The following is a 20,315-nucleotide window of genomic DNA, read 5'->3' on the forward strand; positions in this document are numbered from 1 at the left end:
AAAAAACATGAGTGAAGGTAAAGTATACAATTTCACAGTGAATATTGAATTAGATAGCAACAAAAAAGCCGTATTTACATACTTCCAAGATGGTCAACAAGTATCTGGAGGTGGGGTTGTTACAGAAAGAAATAGTCTTGGGATTTACACCCTAAATGAAGAAACTCAAAAAAGAGGGTTCTTATTTTCTGCCGCTACTTTTAGTAATCATGAGGGTGACTGTGCTAAAGATTTCAGTTACGAGGTTACAAACGCTGGTATGGTAATCAATATTTCAGATACCGATGAAAACAGCGGTACAGCATGTATGATCTTCACGGTTAGCTGCAATGGTGAGGAATATCAAAGCGAAGATCCACAGTTTGAAAATAAAGAAGAAGTATAAAATCTAGAAATAACACCAACACAAGGCTCCACCAAGGAGTCTTTTTAAGTTCAAAAACAACAACTTAAAATCAGAAGATTACCAGAAGGTTAATTTGCACTTTTTTAAGTAACTTTATAGACACCAAAATCGTTTGCATCGGCAAAAAGGAAACGAACGTGTCTACTAATAAAAATGAACAACCAAGCACTGCTAAATCAGAAGCGAAAAGCGCACTTGCGCAGTCTATCAATTCAGAGCAACTTGCGCTGATTGCCCAAATGTTTCAGAACATTCCTGAGGGAGTGTTTATCATTAATGGTCAAGGCACGTTCGAATTTGCAAACCCGATGGCGGCTCAGCTTTTAGGTGACAACCAAGAAGAGTTAATCGGGCAAAACATTTTACATTACCTACACGACACCGACCGTGATAAATACATGTATACCCTACTAAGTTGGTTAGACCATAAAGACTCGCCGATAAGTCTTGGGCCAAACGAAGTTAAAATAAACCGTGCCGACAGTAAAACCCTTGAGGCAGATTTATGTATATCGAGCCTGCCAAAAAACATTGCCGTTGCAGAAAATTTATTTATTTGTGTATTACACGATTTATCATCACACAAAGAGCAATACAATCGTTTAATTAAACAGGCTACCACTGACCATTTAACCGGCCTTGCAAATAGATTAACCCTTGAAGAGTCATTAAAAGAGCATTGGCAAGAAAGCGTACAAACCAACCAAGCCATTAGCACTATATTAATCGACATTGATTACTTTAAATTATTCAACGACCGATTTGGTCATGTAAAAGGCGATAAATGCTTACAAAAAGTAGCAAGTATAATCGCAGATTCACTCCCTTCTCGCGATTGTTTAGCAGCCCGTTATGGCGGTGAAGAGTTTGCCATTATATTACCTCGCTGCCAAAAAGACACGGCCGCCGCCATTGCTAAACATATTCAAATAAAAGTAAATAACATGCCATTTACTGATATAGGTCTACCGAGTGATTTTAGAATAAGTGTAAGCCAAGGAATTGCTTGCGAGTTTAATAATCAATATCGTACTTCAGAGGCATTAATTTGCGCAGCAGATACTGCATTATACCGAGCAAAAACAGAGGGCAGAAATAAAATCAGTATTAGCGCATAATAAAAGTTAATATAATGTAAATGCGGTGAGCTAAATAGCTTGTTTAGATAATCATATAGTATACTTTTATGTTATTTGTTTGTTCCTTTTTTATTGATAAACTGCGAAGCGAAATCAACGTTAGATGGGATCCAACAATGACAATTTTTAAAAAAGTACCTTTGCAACTCGCAATTGCAAGTACACTCGCTACATCAGTGACTGCAATCGCTGCTGAGCAAACAACTGACAACACCGCTCAAGATGTTGAAGTTATTTCTGTTACTGGTACTCGCCGAAGCCTTCGTAGTATTTCTGAAAGTACCGTGCCTGTCGATTTATTAACAAGCCGCGATTTATCAAGCACAGGTCAGCTTGATATGAGCCAAGTATTAGCATCACAGTTACCAAGCTTTAACTATCCAAGTGCCACCATTGCTGATGGTACTGACCACGCAAAACCAGCTGTTTTACGTGGCCTTGCTCCTGATCACACATTAGTTCTGATTAATGGTAAACGCCGCCATGCCGGTGCATTATTAAACTTAAATGGTACTGTTGGCCGTGGTTCAACGGCAGTAGATTTAAATAATATTCCGACTTCTGCGATTAAGCGTGTTGAAATTCTACGTGATGGCGCTGCAGCTCAATACGGTTCTGACGCGATTGCCGGTGTGATCAATATTGTATTAAAAGATGCCGATGAAGGCGGTAGCGTGAGCTACACATACGGTGAATACGACACACAAATGGCAGGCTCTCCTCAGCTACTAAACACCACAACGGATAGCGAAGGCAACTTAAGCTTTGAAACTGGCAGCGACCGTGAAGTAAACGACGGCATTACGCGCACAGCAAGTGCTAATGCGGGCTTTGCACTAGGCGATAATGGCTTTATTAATGTGTCGATTGAGTCACGTAATAACGAGCCAACAAACCGCTCTGGCTTTGATGCACGTGAGCAATATAGCCGTGATGAGAATGGCGATTTAGATTCACGTGAATTTGACTTTGACCGCTATAACCACCGCTTTGGTAAAGCCGATATCGAAGACTTCGCGCTTTTTTATAACCTAGGTTATGAGTTTGATAACTCGCTGTCGCTTTACTCATTTGCAAGTTACTCAAACCGTAAAGGTAACTCAGGTGGTTTTTATCGTCGTGCCAACGATTCACGTAACTTAACTGAAGTGTATCCTGACGGTTTCTTACCGCAAATTGATACCGATGTAGATGACTACTCATTTGCGATTGGCTTAAATGGCGAAACTAATGATTGGGCTTGGGATGTAAGCACCAATTATGGTCGCAATGACTTTGGTATTGGCGTAAGCAACAGCTTAAATACCTCGATGGGTGTTAGCAGCCCAACAGAATTTGATGATGGCTCGCTTGTCTATGAACAATACCTAGTGAATATGGATGCCAGCAATACACTAGATTTAGGTTTACCTGATGATGTGTTTGTTACGATTGGTGCTGAGTATCGTCACGAAAACTACCAAATAAAAGCAGGTGAAACAGCCTCTTACCTCACTGTATTAGATGACGATGGTAACCCTGTTGCTGCCGGTGGCGCGCAAGTGCTACCTGGTTTCTCACCAGAAAGTGCAACAGATAAAAGCCGTCATAACATTGCGGTGTTTGCAGAGTTTGATACTTATCTAACGACAGATTGGAACCTTGTATTAGCAGGTCGTTTTGAAGATTACAGTGATTTTGGTAGTACTTTTACCTCTAAACTTGCTTCACGCTACAGCATTAACGAGTCGCTGTCGCTACGTGGTGCAATTAGCACAGGTTTTAGAGCGCCATCACTTGCCCAAACTTCATATAAATCAGTAAGCACTGTCTTTGAAAATGGTGTGCCAAATGAAGTGGGCTTATTCCCAGTTGATGAGCCAGCAGCGCAAGCTTTAGGTGCACGTGAACTTGAAGCTGAAGAATCAGTAAATATGACAGCGGGTTTCATCTTTACGCAAGGCGGTTTTAGCTTAACCCTAGATGCGTATCGCATTGAAATTGACGACCGTATCGTTTTGTCTGAAAACTTAAGTGGCTCAGAAGTTGAAGCGATTTTAGCCGAAGCGGGCGAAGTAAATACGCAGCGCGTACGTTACTTTACTAATGCCATTGATTCACGTACGCAAGGTGTTGATATTGTTGCGACCTACTCACTAGGCTTAGAAAACTATGGTGATTTACGCTTAAGTGCAGCGGTTAACTTTAACGACACTGAAGTAACACACGTTAAAGAAAATCCACCTGAATTAGAGGCGCTTGGCGATAGCTACGAGTATTTCTCTCGTCGCGAAATCACACGCTTTGAAAAAGGTACTCCAGCCGATAAATGGAACCTATCTGCAACATGGGATTATGAAAACTTCCAAACAACATTACGAGCAACTCGTTATGGTGAAGTAGTTGATACTGCAAGCAGTGAAGATGGTGATGAAGTACTTGATGCTAAATGGATTGCTGACTTAGAAGTGGCTTACCGCCCTGATGAGCAGTGGAAGTTTGCATTAGGCGCCAATAACCTATTCGATCAGTACCCTCAAGATACTGTAAGTAATATTGGTTACAGCGATTTCAACCAAATTTTCCCTTATAGTGGCTTTGCGCCATACAGCTTAGATGGCCGTTTTATTTACGGTAACATCACTTATAGCTTCTAAAAAAGTCGGTGCTGGCTTAGGCTAGCACCGCAACCTCTTTTATAGCCAAAACCCTCGATTAAAATAATTCGCTTTAAACAACCTTTTTCACACTTGCGACGACTAACTAAATAACATAACCCATTAGGACATCATTATGAATTTAGTACGTATTAGCGTAAGTGCACTCTTAATCACAGCCACTACAGCCTGTATTGGCCTCTCAAATGCCAGTACAACAAACAACCAAGGTGATTATCGTGTTATCACTTTTAAAGACTGTAAAAAAGTAAGCGAAAGTCCCCTCAATAACGAGCAAATTGCAGCATACCTAGAGCTTGAGCGTGAGCAAGTAAAACTAGAAGCACTTGAGCAACCAATTAATGACATAGAGCTACAAGTTTCTGAGTACTCTGAGCAAATAGAAGCAATCACCGAAGAAGCAGTTATTGAAGACGAGAACCACTTGCGAATTAATAAAAGCTTGTTAAAAGAACAAGATAAACTTGCTAAAGAGCTTAATAAACTTATGGCTGCTCATGATGCCGATTTTAAAGCACTGGAACAGCAAGCAAAGTTAATTGAACATGCCGCTAAGCAGTTTGATAAAACTATGAAGCCTTTGATGGAACAAGGTGAGTCAACCCATTTACAAATTTTAGCGCCGGGTGAAGACGAAAAACCAGGGTGTTTTTACGCTATCTAAAGTACGTTACCAAGATGTGCATAAAGTTTCGCATGTGATTGACGAATGTCTTCTTTATGCACTTGCTTAAACCATTTTAATGCTTGATCTTGCTTTCCTGCTTGCCAATTGATTTCAGCAAGACGTAACTTATAAATAGCAATCACATGTCGATCTGAATCTGTATCCATGTACTTAAGAGACTGTACATAAACTCCATCGGCTTGCTCATAATTTGCCAGAAGTTGGTGGGTACGCGCTAAATTACCTAAAGCAACAGAGATTTTGCGGTTATGGTTGGTTTTTAAAATCCAATCAGCGGCGCTTTTTCGGCTTGCAAGTGCACCGTCTATATCACCTAATGAGTGATAAACATTTGCTTTATTCGAAGCCAGTTCAAAGTGGAAAATGGGATCTTTGCTTTTGCCAAAGCGTCGCTCAGCCCTATCAAGAATTTGCAATGCCGTTTCTTTGTTGCCAAACACGTATTGTAGATTAGCCAATTCAACCATACGCATAGGGTTACCAAAGGAGTCGAAGATTGCTTGCAGTTTTTCAAATGCTTTTGTGGCATATTTACGACCAGTTTCAAAGTCGCCTAAATAATGCATTGATTTGGCGTAATAAAAGTAAACTTGCACCTGAAATACAACAGGTAACTCTTCACTGGTAATGAAAGGCTCAGTGCTATCTTTCAAGATTTGATATTCCATTTTGTCGTAGAAATAATCAAACTGATAAGATTTAATCTCATACCAACGCGCAGAGCCAAGCTCACTGCTTGCTAGCTGTTGATTAATGTAATCTAAGCAACTAATTTGTGATTGTTGCTCACAAAACATCTCATGATCACTAAAGTTTTCAGAGGCATTGGCATTAAGGCTCGATAATCCTAACAATAACAAGGCTAACTTTTTCTTCATGCTCTATTTTCTCAGCGATAACTCCCTCAGAAAACTAACAAAATTTAACAGCTTATAACAGTAATTTTTAATTAAATTGATAAGTGTAACCCAGCACTAAGTTTTGATCTGAGCCATAATCACTGTCTTCTGTTGCAGCAAAAAGCTTGAAACTTTGTTGTTTATCAAATTGATAACTTGCACCAATGGCTGCGAAATACCCTGAATAATCGTTAGAACCTACTGAATACGCTGCTGCAGTCATTAATGTCCATTTTTCGGATAATGGCTTTAACGCAAATGCGCCTAAGTAACCACCATCACTACTGTTTGGAATAAGCACCCAACCTTCAGGGCCAGGTATTTCTGTTGTTAAACACGCACCTTGCCCTGCTAAACACGCAATTTCACCATCAACATGGCTATAACCACCCATAGCGAAAATTTGCCAACCATAGGGCGCAATATCAAAGTAACTCAGTGGCATAAAGGTGCCAACACTATAGGTTGTACGCTCAGCTCCTTGATCATAACTTTGCTTACCAAAGTTAAAATTAACAATGCCAATATCAAATAGCCACGAGCCACCAACACGCCATTCATCGCCATTGGCACTCACACTGGCATTAAGCTTTTTAACTGCTCCCAAACTCAGCGAACCGGTGATCCTTAATTCATCTGAATAACTTGCACCAAACTGAGTAACGACCTTGGTGGGATCTTCACTCAGTTTAGTTTGTTCACCCGAAGCGGTTTGTGCTGCTGATGCGCTAAACACTGAAACTACCGATAAAGCTGCGAGTGCTGCTTTTTTACCTAATACCATATTAATGTCCTTTTAGTTTGACTGAGTCACAATTCATAATAACTGTGTATTAGGTAAATAAAAGTGTTTATTTTATGTTCGCTTAAAATTTTAGCTACAACGCAGCGATACACTCCACTTCAACCTTTGCGCCAAGTGCCAAGCCACTGGCTGCAAAAGCACTTCTGGCGGGTAACTTAGTAAAAAATGGCGTGTAGGCTTTATTGGCTAAAGGCCAGTCTTTTATATCTGCCAACATAAGAGTGCATTTAACAATATCGTTAAAATCTAAATTGTGATCTTGCAAAACAAAGCCAATGTTTCTCATTGCCTGCGTCATTTGGGTGCTGATGTCATTGCCAGCCAACGCCATGGTGGTTGGCAAGTTGCCTAATTGCCCCGATAAAAATAATAACCCAGCCGCTTCACGCGCCATCACAAACGGTAATTTTTCATTATCACCCAAATGGATAAACTGACCATTTTTAATTACATGAACAATATTTTGGCTGTTGGTGATTTCAATACTTGGGTCACTGTTAAGTACCACAAGATTCGCCGTTTTACCTGCCTTTATTGAACCAGTTTGCTTCTCAATGCCAATCACTTTTGCACCATTAATGGTTGCAGCCTGTAAAGCTTCTAAAGGTGTTAAACCTGCCCGTTCAACTAATAATTGCATTTCATGGTGTACCATAGGCATCACTGTATTAAACCTATCACTGGTCACATCGGTACCTGCAGCAATAGTTACACCGGCTTGATGAGCCAATTGCGTAAACAGCCCGCCCCACTCATTGAGCAATAACCCTTTTTCACCACGAGAGGCTTTGGTTTTATCAAATACCGTTAAGGTTGAGTCTAGAATTGTGCCCTTATTTTTCATCTGTTTTATAAGTGATTGATAAGCTTCTAGTTGCTTTGCATCGCTTTTTTGCTGCTCTGTTAAGGCAACATTTTTACGGCGCATATCATAGAAATTTTCAATTACTTGCGCGGCAAAATCGGCAGCATGTGAAATTGTTTCAACCCCACCATTAACCGCTTCAAGCGGTGTTGCTGGGCCAATAAAAGCATGCGACCACACCTTGAGGTCATGTTTTTTAGCAGCTTGAGATAGCTTTGCTACCACTGTTCCTGGCACATTTGCATAAATTTTGATGCCGGTTGCCCCCAACCCTTTGCTACGTAGCATAATGGCATCAAAGTCACTGTGTTCATCAACGGCACGCATCCAGTCCACAGCACCGGGGATTTCACCTTTTGCAGAGGCGACTGTACGGGGGTCCGAAAAGAACGCTTTACCACCAATAATCACAGAATAATAAATATCCGGTGATTGAATAATATCGTTATCGGCTCGTCTTTTAAGTGAACTCAAAGCACGGGTATCACCACCCATATCACGTACACTTGTCACACCTCCCTGTAAAAGCTGACGCAAGCGAGTGCGCGTGATTTCATCATTATCTGAATCATCAGGCGAAGTAGCATGGTGCACATGAGTATCTATTAAACCGGGTATTACATACTTACCTGCTAAATCGATTTTAATGACACCATCGGCAAAGCGACGAGATCTTGAAGGAACAATATGTTTGATTTTGTCATCTTCTATGATGATGGTTTGTGCTTTATTAACCGACAAGGTTTCCACGTCGATTAGGTTCACATTTTGTAATGCAATGGTTTGAGCCATCACCGACGACGATAAACCCAATGCAATGCTGGCAAGTAATGTGTTAATGCCCGATTTCATAATCACCTCTTATTCTTGTTTTAACTCCCAACTTACACCTGAATGACTTGGTTTTATATCTCACAAAAGTTTATAGTGTATGAACTTATAGTTTAAAAATAATAACAATGAACAAACTAGAAGCCGTTAGAGCCTTATGCTTAGTCGCTGAATATAAAAGCTTTACGCGGGCTGCTAAGCAGATGCAGCTGTCTACCACCATGGTAAGCCGCCATGTTAAACAGTTAGAGCAAAACTTAGGCTGCTTGCTGCTAAAGCGAAACACCCGTAAAGTTTGCTTAACTGATGCAGGACAAAACTATGTTCTGCAAATGAAGCCTTTACTGAATAAATTTAATGAAGTTGATGAAGAGATAAGCGGGCTTAGTCAAGCGCCTAGCGGCAAGCTGGCTATTTCCGCCAGTATTGAATTTGGTTGCCAATATTTAACACCTTTGATCAGCCAATATCAGCATGCTTTTCCCGATGTTAAATTAGATATTGTATTGTCTAATACGCCCGTTGATTTATTTGATAGCCAAATTGATCTGGCATTTAGAGTTGCTCCTTCATTACCTGATGCCAGCCACATAGCGCAGACGGTTTGCCATTCATCATTATCTTTATGGGCCAGTCCTGCCTACTTAAAAATACATGGTACGCCAACAGATATTGCGGCTTTATCTGAACATAGATTACTGTTTTTCAGTCATCATATTCGTCATGACCAATGGATTTTTTTGCTAGATGGTCAGCATGTTTGCCGCAAGTTTAACTGGGCAATGACTTCTAATAATGGCCGATTTTTAAATGAAGCAGCGGCAGCGGGTGATGGGATCATTCAAGCCCCTCGTTATTCAGTAGCCCCGTTTATAAAATCAGGCGAATTAGTCGAGGTGTTAGCACAGCACACCCTAAATCCATTAACGATTGCTGCGGTTTATCCGCATAGGTATGCGCTGTCAAATCGGGTGAAATCATTTGTTGAGCTGGCTAAACTCTACTTTAGCCAGCATCCGATCCCTTAAAGAAGGAGTAAACTACCTAAACCTAGGAAGGTAACAAAACCAACGATGTCGGTGACTGTGGTCAGGATCACAGACCCTGAAAGGGCTGGATCGATTTTAAGCTTATCTAAAATCGATGGGATCACTACCCCTGATAACGAAGCAGCAACCAAGTTAAGTAAAATAGCGATAGTGATGGTTAAACTTAACATGCCATCGTTGAACCAAAAATAAGTGAGTACACCAATCACAAAGGCCCAAACACAACCATTTAACGCCCCTACTCTTAGCTCTTTTTTCAGCAGTGCTCTACGGTTGGAGTCGGTAACCTGACCAAGCGCTAAACCGCGCACAATTACCGTTAACGTCTGACTACCTGCAATACCGCCCATAGAAGCGACAACCGGCATTAATACCGCCAGCGCAACCACTTGCTCGATAGTTGCACCAAACAAACCGATAAACCAAGAGGCCAAAAACGCCGTTGCTAGGTTAATACCAAGCCAAATACCGCGGTTTTTTGCCGATTTAGTGACGCTTGAGAACAGATCCTCGTCTTCACGTAGACCACCGGCTTTTGCAGCGGCTTCGTCGGTGACTTCTTGGCGTAATTCATAAGCTGATGACACTGATAACCGGCCTAATAGTTTGTTGTCGGCATTAACAACTGGCATCGCCATTTGCTCACTGTGAATAACCACTTCAGCTGCTTCGTATAAGTCGTCATCAGCATGTAAAGCCGATACATCAAGGTTCGCGTAATCCAGCAGGCTGTCGTTATCATTAGCTTTAAATAAAGCGTTGATAGCCACTTCACCAATGAGAGTGCCCTTACGACTGACTAAATAAATCACCTCGGTATATTGCGGTAAACCTTTTTGAAAAATTTTACGCGCGCCTGCCACGGTGAGTTTTTCTGACACTTTTAGCGCATCAAAATCGAGCCAGTGACCTAACTGCTCTGGATTATATTGCTGTGCAAGGTCATACTGTTTTGTTTGAACTTCATCGAGTTGTCTGCGTGCATAATCAACAAAGCGCTCAGGAATAATTTCTTCAAGTTCAAGTAACTCTTCTACGCTTACTTCGTCAAGTAGCTTAAAGCCTTCGGCTTCTTCTAGACTTTGCAATAACCAACGACAGCTATCGCCACCTAAGTTAATGAAGATTTCATGTTGCGTATCTTCATCGAGTAATTGCCAAATCTCTAAACGCTGTTCTTTAGGTAATGCTTCAAACAATAACGATAGATGTTCTGTAGAAAGCTTTTCTTTAGCATCAGCAAGTAACTTATTTTTGCGTGTTGTGGTGTCACACTGAAGCAAGTCATCAATTAACTGGGGAAGTTGGTCAACAGGATACTCAATCATTTGAGACCTCGGTTAATTACATCAATAACAATAGTCTAACGCAGCTCAGGAAAAATAACTGCTCTGAAAAGGTATATTTTTTGAAACCAAACAATTATCCCCCAGCTGTAAAACATCGTTTTTAAATCACTGTTTCAAGCTAGAGAATCACAATTGCATAAAAAAGCACACTTAAACGCAATTAAGATCTATTACCATTCGTATTACAATGATAAAAACCAATACTCAATGCCTTTGGCAAAGAAGCGCTTAATAAAGAGCTATTAGCTCTATCGCTTGTTGCTTTTGAACGTACGTTTGATGTTCTTGAATCACTTTTCACGCGTTTTATCGATAAAGCGCAAACGCGTCCTAGTGAAGCTGTTGCACTTTTAGACGATCAACAACTTGAAGGCTTACATTTATTTAGAACCAAGGCGAGGTGTATGACTTGTCATGAAGGTGCTTTACTCAGCGACAATGAATCCCATGTTACGGGGCTACATTTTTATGGTAGAAAACTTCAAGATTTAGGCCGTTTTGATGCCACCCAAGACTCCGCTGATATTGGCAAGTTTAGAGCCCCTTCTCTTTTAGCGTTACAACAAAGTATGCCTTGGATGCACCATGGTGGCTTTCAAAGTTTGCTAGGGATAGTCAACTTCTACAACGCAGGTGGAGCAAGGCCAAAACCGAGAAAAAAATTTAAAGATGATCCAAACTACCCACAGACAACTGAGTTACTGCATAAGTTAGAGCTCAGTAAGGATGAAAAAAATGCACTCATCGCATTTTTAGAAACCCTTTAACTGCACGCTCGCTCTTAGCGATAAGAGCGGGCTTTCTTACCCCTTCAATTGACTTGGCGTAAGCCCGGTCCAGCGTTTAAATGCTCGTCTGAAATTAGCAATATCATAAAATGATAAGCGCATGGCGACTTGCTCATTGCATTGTTCCCGTATGGCAAGTAGGTAAATCGCTTTGCGCTTACTTTGCTCATCATACAAGGTAGAAAAACGTACGCCATGAGCTTTTAATTTACGCTTGAAGGTTGCAGGGCTCATGGCAAATTGGCTGGCTACTTGATCTAAATTTAACGCCGGAGTTTGATAAATTAATCGGCTCACGGCTTCAACAAAGGTGCTATTTGCAGAATTTAATGCCGCTAGTTGCGAGTTAATTTGTGAGAACCTAAAACTACTAAACGCGGGGTTAGTGAGCCTAAGCGCGTTTTTATTCAATACCCAACGGGTTATAGGCTTTTCAAAAGCGACTTTAAGGCCCAAATACTGCTCGTATTCTTGGCTATGTCTGGCGCGTTTATAGGCAAACTCAAACTGACAAGGGACTCGCTCACCCGCCACCTTTTTTAGAACTTGGTAAAACGCGGCGCTGTAAATTTCCATTACGTACTGGCTTATTTCATCATCCAAGCCCACAGCATTTTGCAGCACAATGTAATACTGCTCGTTGTGCACATAACTATAACTAAATAACAAAGGGGCTAGCTGCATGCGCAAATTGTGTAACTGCTTTAAAGCTTGGCCAATGTGCGCTGCATGTAACACGCCTTGGGCGGCAACAGAGGTATCGTTTGCCAGTTGACTGCCTAATAAAAAACCGCTGTCGGCGGACTTCATCAACTGCTTAAACTGCGTCAATAAACGCACTTGCTGTGAAATACTAAACTGATGCTGCACACTCATTAAGTCTTGCTCAAACACCCCAGTGCCTCTGAGTAACTTATGCAATGCAATGCCGCGACTTAAGGCCAGCTCCACCAGCGTGGTGATCAGGCCCTGTGCGGTGAGGTATTTGTCATCTTGATTAAGATACGGCTTCACAATGGCTGACTCTTTGTTGTTTTTGTTGTTGTAACTTAGCGTGTAAACGCGAGCTTAAACTTTGTGGTGTATCGCCTTGTATACTGCCTACTAAGGCCGCTGTTACATCTTGAAACTTTGCGTGTTTTGCACCTTCGACCTTAAATGCACAATGGCTCAGCGCCGAGGTAATTTGCGCCACCAGCTCTTTTGCTTGTACTGCGCTGGTATTTGGCATTAGCACCATAAAGCAGTCTCCTGCATAGCGACACACCACATCGCTAAGGCGGCAATTCATCAATAAAAGCTCGCTAACTTCACCCAGTAAGCGGTCGCCTTCGATAAAACCAAATTCAGCGTTAAAATCAGCAAAACCGCGAATATCAATGGCGGCTAGTTGAAGAGGCTGTGGCTCACTTAACTGCTCTTTTAGCACTGCTTGTAAATAATCAGCCTTATACAGCCCTGTTATTGAGCACACTAACTCATGCTCACGATGCTGTGCTTCACGGCGCTTTAACTGCCTATTCAGTACGTATTGCTCTTGGTGCCATTGATACAGCCCAAGGCTTGTGAAAATCATGCCAATCGGCGCAGGCAATGATTCAATCCAAGTAAGCCACGTGTTGGTTGGTTGATGTAACCACTCATCAAATAAATCAAGGGAAGCTGAAAACATAAAAAGCCCAAGCCCAAGCACTAAAAAGCTGGTGACTTTGCCGGGCGGCCTCGAAATAAGCAGCGCAGCTATCCAAGTAAGGGTCATTAGCACAATGCCACCCTCACCTAAAATATCTAACCACGCGATATCAGCAAGAGGCTTTAATTCTCCTGCTTGTGCGCTTAGCAAAAACGCAATTACAAACAGAGCAATAACTGCATTGGTTAAAAGTCGATGATGAGTAAAAGGGTTATATCGCATTCTCAGTACCTAACAATAATTCACGCTGCCATGCTAACTCGTTAGCGTTTAAAGCAGCAGGGTCATATTAGCTCAATGATGTGACAGCAAAACGACAGTCAAACCTTGTTAAACCCCTTAAGCACTGTATTTACCTTAACGAGATGGGGTTATTGCAGCTCAAAAGTACTTTTAAAACCATCTAATCACTTGTTTTTACTGGCTGTTAGCGATTTTCTGTCACATTTGCGTCATTTAAGCTGCGTACTTTGCTCATCAAACCAAGGACAACCAGGAGCAAACCCATGAAACAATTTAAAACGAAGGCGTTAGTAAGCGCCCTCGCCTTATGCCAATTTGCCGCTTACGCACAAGACGAACAAAACAGCGAAGAGAAAAAAGTAAAAGTCTCTGAAGAGCTTGTTGTATATGGCGAAATTGGTTATCGCAACCGCTCACAAGAGCTGGCACCGACGCTTGAATACTCACAAGAGTACTTTCAACGTTTTGAACCGCTGACTGCCGGTGATGCATTAAAACGTGTACCGAGTGTGACGTTTTTATCAGATGTTTTAGAGTCTGATGGCGCCCGTATGCGTGGCTTAAGCCCAGCTTACACAAAGGTGCTTATCAACGGTGAAGAAGTACCTGGTGCAGGTGCTGACCGCTCATTCTTTGTTGACCGTATTCCTGCCGAGCTAATTGAGCGTGTAGAAATTATTCGTGCTTCAAGTGCAAACCGCTCTGCCGATGCCATTGCCGGTACGCTAAACATTGTATTGCGTGACGGTTACAGCCTAGATGGTGGTTACCTTCGTGCGGGTGGCCTGCGTTATGACGATGGCGAATTAAAAGAAAGCTTTGCAGGTGTTTACGGCACTGAGTTTGCTGGCGGCCGTTTACTACTTGGTGCGAACTTACAAGGTCGTTATAACCCAAAACAAAAATCAAGCCTACGCTATGGCGACAGCCCAGAGAATAACGCTAATTACAAAACCGAAGAATTCGATAACCGCGAAGATCAATCAGATATTCGCGACGGTGACGACACCTCGCTAAACGCCAGCTACGAAATAGCTTTTGATGACGGCAGCAAGTTCGATATCAGCGCAATTTGGGTTGATACCGACCGTACTGAAGATGAGCGTTCATTTGAATATGACGATCCAACAGCAATCAATAACTCAATTGTTGAAGGCGGTAACCTTGAGACCGACAACGCCAATGTGTCTTTCATCGATCAAACCAACTACAACATCAACTCGGGTTATGAGTTACCCATTTTTGGTGGCACCAGTAAATTCAAACTTGGTTTTGCAAGCTTTGAAGAGTCTGTTTACGAGCAAGAAGTAGAAATCGATACCTCTGAGCTACCTATGGTTTTTGAGGAAGAAGAAGAAACCGTAGACCTTGATGACAAAGAATGGTCATTACAATGGCAACATAGCTTATTTGCAGGCGAGAGCAAAACGATTCAATTCGGTGCCTTTGTCCAAGGTAAAGAACGCGATACTGCGGTTTATCAAGCCGAAGGTGAAAGCGAACAAAGCTTTACCAGCTGGGATCAGTTCAGCAAAACACCACTGTCACTGGCAGGCTTTAACAACGAGTTTGAAGCAGCCGCTGGTGGCGTCAATAAACTCGAAGAAGACCGCCTAGATGTATTTGCATTAGTTAAGCACGAAGACCAAGACTTCTCGTGGGAGTTAGGTGTGCGCTACGAAACAACCGACTCAACCATTACTGACAAAGCAGAAGGTGTAAGCGCTAAAAACGATTATGACTTCTTCTTACCATCGGCACATTTACGCTACAACGTCTCTGAAAACGGCCGTGTCAGTGCATCGGTTGCTCGCAGCTTACGTCGTCCTGATTTTGATTACATCACCCCAGCTCTACTTGAAAAAGAGTTAGGCGATAACGACTTTTTAGGAAACCCAGACCTACAACCAGAATCATCGTGGGGTATGGACTTAGGTTATGAGTATCGCTTAGGTAAAAGCGGCGTCGTAGGTATCAATGTGTTCTATCGCGATGTCACTGACCTTATCGAAATAGCCAATACAGGCCAACAAGGTTCAGAAGGTGATGGTACTTACATTTTGCAACCGCGTAACACCGGTGATGGCAACGTAAAAGGTATCGAGCTTGATTTATCAACGCCGCTAAGCGCTATTAGCATGCCAAACACAGGGGTATTCTTTAACTACTCATGGCTTGATTCAGAAGTAGATGACACTTTCGGTAGCCGTAAATTCAACGACCAATCTGACTACGTGTTTAACGTTGGTTTTATTCAAGACCTACCTGATTTAGGCGCTTCGTTCGGTGCAACTTACCGTAAACAAGGTGATGCTTATGGCCGTATCGTGGGTGAAGAAGTAACCACACACTACGGCGCAGACCTTGAACTATTCGTAGAAAAACGCTGGCAAGACGTCACGCTTCGTTTAGTGGGCTCAAACCTATTAGATGCAAGTAAAGACGAAACCTTTAACAAGTTCGACACGGTTGATGACCAAATCAACCGCGACTTTGACGAGTATGAACTGGAGTCTGAAGAAGCAGGCCCTGTTATTCAGTTAATGCTGCGCTACGCATTTTAATACACAAAAAGTTATTAAGGCAGCGCATTGCTGCCTTGTAGTATATTTGGGGATCCCATGAATTTTAAAAAACCACTTAATCTTGTTGCCAGTGCAGTAATGCTAAGCACCCTAGCTGCGTGTAGCCAAACAACGGCAACCGAGGCACCAAGTAAAAACAAATTAACAGCTTTTGGCACAACTGAAAATATGCAAGGCTCACAAGCGGCAGCCCTTGCTGATGACGCTTGGCTATTGAGCTCACAAAGCCAAGGCCTGCAACTTATTGATGCCACAGGTAAACAGCACGGATTACAAAAAGGTAATTTCGAAGCGTTATCTGTTAAGGCGATCAACAAAAACAGCTATCTTGTTGCTAGCATCGACAACGAAGCTGACCAAGCGGTGATTTTTAGCTTACAAAAAGCAGCTAAATGGCAGCTAACTGAAATTAGCCGTATCAGCCCACCAAAAGCAAAACCTGAGGCGGTGTGTTTATTTGCTAACCCGACAACTCAAGCAGTTTCGGCATTTGTGGCAGACGCTCGTGGTCTTATCCGCGAAACACTGGTGTTTGATATGGCAAACAAACGCGCATTAAACCTTGAATTACGTGAGTTTGCTGGCGTAAGTGAAACATCAGGCTGTGCGGTTGATGATAACAGTAAAACTCTTTATTTAAGTGAAGGCGAGCTAGGCATTTGGCAAATTAACGCAGATGCTGAATCGCGCGCCGATAAAAAACCCGTGGCTTTGATGTCGCCATTTGGCAGCTTAGCGCCTGAAGTTGGCGGTTTAAGCACAACAGATGATGGTAGCTTATGGTTCACCACCTCTGAAGATAACCAATTACATCGCTACGAAAAGAGTACTAAACGTTTTAGCAGCTGGCAATTTGCTGGTGAACTGGCGATTGAATCTGCCGCAGTGCGCTTTAACAATAAGCAAGCTGATATCGTGTTATACGATGATGAATCAGGTCATTATGTAAAAGGTCAAATAGATGGGCAGGCTAAACAACATAATAGCGCTAAAACAGCCGCTGTTACTTACATCAATGCACAAGCGCAAACCGATGCAGTACGTGCTTTTGGTGATGCCGCCGATGACCCTGCTATTTGGGTAAACCCTAAAAATGCAGCAAAAAGCCTGATCTTAGGTACCGATAAACGCCGTGGTTTAATGGTGTATGACCTTGCAGGCAAAGAGCTACAAGCGCTAGAAACAGGCCGTTTAAATAATGTTGATGTGCGCCAACATGCCAGTATCAGCAACGCAACAAATACCTGGATTGCAGGTAGTAACCGTACTCACAACAGCATCAGTGTTTATAGCGTCGATACTCACAATCAGGTGCAACATCTTGCTGAGCTGCCAACGACTCTAAAAGAAATTTACGGTATGTGTATGTACTCATCAAACACAGGCAACTATGTGTTTATGAATGACAAATCAGGCCTATTTCAGCAATACAAACTAACTGGTAATAATGAGAGCGTATCAGCACAACTAGTGCGCGAATTTAGTGTTCCAAGCCAACCTGAAGGTTGCAGTGCAGATGATAAAACCGCACAGCTATTTTTAGGTGAAGAAGACGAAGGTATTTGGTTTATTGGCGCTGAGCCAACAGCAGGAAATAAACCTGTAATGCTGCAAACCGTGAACGATATGTTGGTTGATGATGTAGAAGGCATGGAAATTTACCACGCAAAAGATGCCCGCTATTTAGTGGTTTCTAGCCAAGGTGATTACAGCTATGTGCTTTATAAAATTATTGATGGCAATACCCCTAGCCTAGAGTTTGCGGGTAAATTTGCAATCAGCAATAACCTAGAGTTAGCAATAGATGGCGTATCAGAAACTGATGGCCTAACGGTAACACCGGCTGCGTTACCGGGCTACCCTGAAGGGGTGCTAATTGTGCAAGATGGTTACAACCGTATGCCACAGGCACCGCAAAACTTTAAGATTATTGACTGGCGCGAAGTAAAAAAAGCTATTCAATAAATTACTCCGTAAGGGTGCTCGGTTTATCTGGGCACCTTTTTTATCTGAACATGTTTAATCAGTAAAATAGATAACTAAAACACCCAACTATTGCACCGTAAATGAGCATAGGCAAAAAGGTTTTCTTAAGCACTGGCCCTTCTTGATTATTCACTCCAACAATACTGGCTACAGCAATAATATTGCTAATGCAGATCATATTCCCCATCGCCGCCCCCGTTGATTGCAACGCAAGCACTAAGGTTTCTGACAAGCCCACTTGCTGTGCAATACCATATTGAATACCGCCAAAGGTAAGATTAGACACGGTTGCAGAGCCTGAAAAGAAAGTACCGAGTGCCCCCAAGTACGAGGCAAATAACACCCAGTGCTCCCCGCTTAAATCAGCAAAGGTACTCGCCATATAAAATATGGGCGCATTATGGCCACCTTGCATTAAAACATTCACCATCACCAGCGCCCCGATCAAAGCAATACATGGCATAGCAATACGGCCTAAGGTGTCGGAGCACATTTGCTTTACTTGTGACTTGCTCATTTTAAGTAACGGCACACAGATCAACACCACTAATACAAACGGGATCAACGCTGGTACAAACAAGGTTTTATATGACCACCCCACTGAGGTGCCGAATATCTCATGTAAAGATAAGATCAGTGCTTTGCTTAATTCAAATTGTGCAAAGCCCAAATGAATACTCAGCCAGAGCGTTTCGTCGTTAAGCAATGCTTTAATGCCCAACTGATGAATACGGGTTATCACCAGCACAACTATCAAAAGTAATAACGGTAATAATGCTAAAAATAGCGCTTTGGGTGTGAGCTCAGCTTTGCCTTTCGTGCTTTGTGCATTTACAGCTGACTTATCTAACCCCACTCCCCTACTTGCTAAATAGATAGTCACTAATAGACCCACTGCACCACCTATCAACGATGGAAATTCATAGTTCCACTGGGCAAACAACCAATAAGGCAAAACACATGAAAACACACTCAAATAAATGAATACGCTATTTTGATGCACCTTTTTTAGTGGTAAAACAAGACACAGCGCAATCATAGGAATAACCAAAGCAGCAATAACATGACAAAGCGCCGTCCATCTTGAGATAGCCAGCACTTGTCCGTCATCTAAGTTTAGCGCCGAAAAGCCAAACCATGTTGGTGTGCCAACTGCACCAAAAGATACGGGGATCGAGTTTAAAATAAGGGTGAAAATAATCACTTTAAAAGGCGAGAAACCAAGCCCGACCAAAATAGGCGCCGCGATGGCCGCAGGCGTGCCAAAGCCCGATGCGCCTTCGAGCATAAATGCAAACGCCCAACCAATGATCATCAACTGCGCAACTTGATTACTGCTAATTGATTCGAGCCAGTGTTTTATCGTGGTTTCGGCCCCTGATATTGCCAACATGCGGTTAAGTAAAATAGCCCCTGCAATAATCGAAATGGGCGTCATAACAGACAACACACCAGCAAACGAATTAGCAAGCAACAGCCTTAAATCAGCTTGAAAGTAAAACAGTTGCAGTAAAGCAGCAGCTAGCGCTGTGATGGGTAAGGCAATATAAGAAGCGATGGGGCTGCGTTTTACCATCATCCAGATCAGTACCAAAATAGGCAGTGCAGCCACTAGGGTATTCATGGGTCATCCTGTTGTTTTTATTAAGCGCTTTCCTTAATTCAAAGTATAGTCAGGATAACCATAATCAGTATTTTTTATTTATTAAATAAGAGTACTGAGCCACCAAAGTAACAGTACTAACACAGAAATAGCGACTAAAGCTTTGGTTTTGTGCTTTTGAATAACTCGCTCTGCCTGATTACCTGCGTAATAAACAACGGCAGCAAGGGCAAAGTAGCGGATTGAACGAGCAATAACCGTTGCCAGTAAAAATAGAAAAATTGAATACTTAGTTGCTCCAGCGGCAAGCATGGCAATTTGAAATGGGATGGGCACAATGCCGAGCGTCAATACAAACCAAAAGCCTTGTGCCTGCATTTTTTGCTTAACTTGCTCGAACTGCTCAGGGTTTGAGAAGGTATTAATCACCCAGTCCCCCACTACATCAAATAGATAGTAGCCGAGGGCATAACCAAAAATAGCACCAATAATACAACCAATGGTCGCCATTAATGCGATTAACCAAAGCTTTTCGCGACGGGCTTGCATTAACGGAACAAGCACAGCTTCAAGAGGAATAGGCACTATGGTTGACTCTAAAAATGATGCCACCGTTATTGATTTGAGCATATGTTTAGAGTCGATAAACTGCCGTGTTTTTTGCTTTAACTTTTTAGCAATTGCCATTATTCATCCCTTGGAGTTTTGTTGCGATATAGGTTACAACAA

16 protein-coding genes are annotated in these 20,315 nt (G+C 42.2%); 8 read left to right on the forward strand and 8 right to left on the reverse strand.

What is annotated here, in order from left to right:
- Positions 1–7: 7 nt before the first annotated feature.
- The 4 genes from HUS62_RS03705 to HUS62_RS03720 all read left to right on the forward strand — a co-directional run bounded on the left by HUS62_RS03705 (position 8) and on the right by HUS62_RS03720 (position 4,866).
- The gene (locus HUS62_RS03705; protein WP_175078568.1) at positions 8–385 is read left to right on the forward strand and encodes a DP-EP family protein; all 378 of its coding nucleotides are present in this window, start codon (positions 8–10) and stop codon (positions 383–385) included.
- 158 nt (positions 386–543) lie between these two features.
- The gene (locus HUS62_RS03710) at positions 544–1,524 is read left to right on the forward strand and encodes a GGDEF domain-containing protein (protein ID WP_282658440.1); all 981 of its coding nucleotides are present in this window, start codon (positions 544–546) and stop codon (positions 1,522–1,524) included.
- 137 nt (positions 1,525–1,661) lie between these two features.
- Positions 1,662–4,181: a TonB-dependent siderophore receptor gene (locus tag HUS62_RS03715; protein WP_175078569.1), complete on the forward strand. Its 2,520-nt coding sequence runs from the start codon at positions 1,662–1,664 to the stop codon at positions 4,179–4,181.
- A gap of 136 nt (positions 4,182–4,317) precedes the next feature.
- Positions 4,318–4,866, forward strand: a complete 549-nt coding sequence (locus HUS62_RS03720) for a hypothetical protein (protein WP_175078570.1) — start codon at positions 4,318–4,320, stop codon at positions 4,864–4,866.
- On the opposite strand, the gene HUS62_RS03725 is transcribed toward HUS62_RS03720, so the two are convergent.
- The 3 genes from HUS62_RS03725 to HUS62_RS03735 form a co-directional block, all read right to left on the reverse strand.
- Positions 4,863–5,768, reverse strand: a complete 906-nt coding sequence (locus HUS62_RS03725) for a lipopolysaccharide assembly protein LapB (protein ID WP_175078571.1) — start codon at positions 5,766–5,768, stop codon at positions 4,863–4,865. The two genes, HUS62_RS03720 and HUS62_RS03725, sit on opposite strands and share 4 nt — an antisense overlap.
- Before the next feature lie 67 nt (positions 5,769–5,835).
- Positions 5,836–6,573 (reverse strand): hypothetical protein, encoded by a 738-nt coding sequence (locus HUS62_RS03730; RefSeq protein WP_175078572.1) that lies wholly within the window; start codon positions 6,571–6,573, stop codon positions 5,836–5,838.
- A gap of 94 nt (positions 6,574–6,667) precedes the next feature.
- A complete protein-coding gene (locus tag HUS62_RS03735; RefSeq protein ID WP_175078573.1) occupies positions 6,668–8,311 on the reverse strand; it encodes an amidohydrolase family protein in 1,644 nt (547 codons plus the stop codon).
- Between the two features lie 107 nt (positions 8,312–8,418).
- On the opposite strand from HUS62_RS03735, the gene HUS62_RS03740 reads away from it, so the two are divergent.
- Entirely contained in the window at positions 8,419–9,318 is a 900-nt protein-coding gene (locus HUS62_RS03740) for a LysR family transcriptional regulator (protein WP_175078574.1), read from the forward strand.
- Here HUS62_RS03740 and HUS62_RS03745 read toward each other — a convergent pair.
- A complete protein-coding gene (locus HUS62_RS03745) occupies positions 9,315–10,667 on the reverse strand; it encodes a magnesium transporter (RefSeq protein ID WP_054560666.1) in 1,353 nt (450 codons plus the stop codon). The genes HUS62_RS03740 and HUS62_RS03745 overlap by 4 nt on opposite strands.
- Before the next feature lie 425 nt (positions 10,668–11,092).
- Here HUS62_RS03745 and HUS62_RS03750 point away from each other — a divergent pair, with 425 nt between their 5' ends.
- A complete protein-coding gene (locus HUS62_RS03750; RefSeq protein WP_175078575.1) occupies positions 11,093–11,455 on the forward strand; it encodes a hypothetical protein in 363 nt (120 codons plus the stop codon).
- A 36-nt stretch (positions 11,456–11,491) separates the two neighbouring features.
- Here HUS62_RS03750 and HUS62_RS03755 read toward each other — a convergent pair whose 3' ends face one another.
- The gene (locus HUS62_RS03755; RefSeq protein ID WP_175078576.1) at positions 11,492–12,490 is read right to left on the reverse strand and encodes an AraC family transcriptional regulator ligand-binding domain-containing protein; all 999 of its coding nucleotides are present in this window, start codon (positions 12,488–12,490) and stop codon (positions 11,492–11,494) included.
- Positions 12,474–13,391: a sensor domain-containing diguanylate cyclase gene (locus HUS62_RS03760; protein WP_175078577.1), complete on the reverse strand. Its 918-nt coding sequence runs from the start codon at positions 13,389–13,391 to the stop codon at positions 12,474–12,476. The genes HUS62_RS03755 and HUS62_RS03760 overlap by 17 nt, the downstream gene beginning before the upstream one ends.
- A 284-nt stretch (positions 13,392–13,675) precedes the next feature.
- Between HUS62_RS03760 and HUS62_RS03765 the strand changes: the two genes are divergently transcribed.
- Together HUS62_RS03765 and HUS62_RS03770 are read left to right on the forward strand one after the other, a co-directional pair.
- Positions 13,676–15,976 carry a TonB-dependent siderophore receptor gene (locus tag HUS62_RS03765; RefSeq protein ID WP_175078578.1) on the forward strand — a complete coding sequence of 767 codons (2,301 nt, stop codon included), beginning with the start codon at positions 13,676–13,678 and terminating at the stop codon, positions 15,974–15,976.
- Positions 15,977–16,033: 57 nt separating this feature from the next.
- Complete coding sequence (locus HUS62_RS03770; RefSeq protein ID WP_175078579.1) at positions 16,034–17,962, forward strand: phytase; 1,929 nt, start codon at positions 16,034–16,036, stop codon at positions 17,960–17,962.
- Positions 17,963–18,020: 58 nt separating this feature from the next.
- On the opposite strand, the gene HUS62_RS03775 is transcribed toward HUS62_RS03770, so the two are convergent.
- Together HUS62_RS03775 and HUS62_RS03780 are read right to left on the reverse strand one after the other, a co-directional pair.
- Positions 18,021–19,607, reverse strand: a complete 1,587-nt coding sequence (locus HUS62_RS03775; RefSeq protein WP_175078580.1) for an L-lactate permease — start codon at positions 19,605–19,607, stop codon at positions 18,021–18,023.
- An 81-nt stretch (positions 19,608–19,688) separates the two neighbouring features.
- Positions 19,689–20,273: a YqaA family protein gene (locus HUS62_RS03780; RefSeq protein WP_055021262.1), complete on the reverse strand. Its 585-nt coding sequence runs from the start codon at positions 20,271–20,273 to the stop codon at positions 19,689–19,691.
- Positions 20,274–20,315: the final 42 nt, after the last annotated feature.

It is taken from the genome of Pseudoalteromonas sp. 0303 (assembly GCF_013349995.1).
Classification (GTDB): Bacteria; Pseudomonadota; Gammaproteobacteria; order Enterobacterales; family Alteromonadaceae; genus Pseudoalteromonas.

Coding starts and splice junctions, on each gene's coding strand:
- HUS62_RS03715 (WP_175078569.1), top strand. CDS start 1,662: ATGACAATTTTTAAAAAAGTACCTTTGCAACTCGCAATTGCAAGTACA.
- HUS62_RS03725 (WP_175078571.1), bottom strand. CDS start 5,768: ATGAAGAAAAAGTTAGCCTTGTTATTGTTAGGATTATCGAGCCTTAAT.
- HUS62_RS03745 (WP_054560666.1), bottom strand. CDS start 10,667: ATGATTGAGTATCCTGTTGACCAACTTCCCCAGTTAATTGATGACTTG.
- HUS62_RS03735 (WP_175078573.1), bottom strand. CDS start 8,311: ATGAAATCGGGCATTAACACATTACTTGCCAGCATTGCATTGGGTTTA.
- HUS62_RS03760 (WP_175078577.1), bottom strand. CDS start 13,391: ATGCGATATAACCCTTTTACTCATCATCGACTTTTAACCAATGCAGTT.
- HUS62_RS03765 (WP_175078578.1), top strand. CDS start 13,676: ATGAAACAATTTAAAACGAAGGCGTTAGTAAGCGCCCTCGCCTTATGC.
- HUS62_RS03775 (WP_175078580.1), bottom strand. CDS start 19,607: ATGAATACCCTAGTGGCTGCACTGCCTATTTTGGTACTGATCTGGATG.
- HUS62_RS03780 (WP_055021262.1), bottom strand. CDS start 20,273: ATGGCAATTGCTAAAAAGTTAAAGCAAAAAACACGGCAGTTTATCGAC.
- HUS62_RS03720 (WP_175078570.1), top strand. CDS start 4,318: ATGAATTTAGTACGTATTAGCGTAAGTGCACTCTTAATCACAGCCACT.
- HUS62_RS03730 (WP_175078572.1), bottom strand. CDS start 6,573: ATGGTATTAGGTAAAAAAGCAGCACTCGCAGCTTTATCGGTAGTTTCA.
- HUS62_RS03750 (WP_175078575.1), top strand. CDS start 11,093: ATGACTTGTCATGAAGGTGCTTTACTCAGCGACAATGAATCCCATGTT.
- HUS62_RS03740 (WP_175078574.1), top strand. CDS start 8,419: ATGAACAAACTAGAAGCCGTTAGAGCCTTATGCTTAGTCGCTGAATAT.
- HUS62_RS03705 (WP_175078568.1), top strand. CDS start 8: ATGAGTGAAGGTAAAGTATACAATTTCACAGTGAATATTGAATTAGAT.
- HUS62_RS03770 (WP_175078579.1), top strand. CDS start 16,034: ATGAATTTTAAAAAACCACTTAATCTTGTTGCCAGTGCAGTAATGCTA.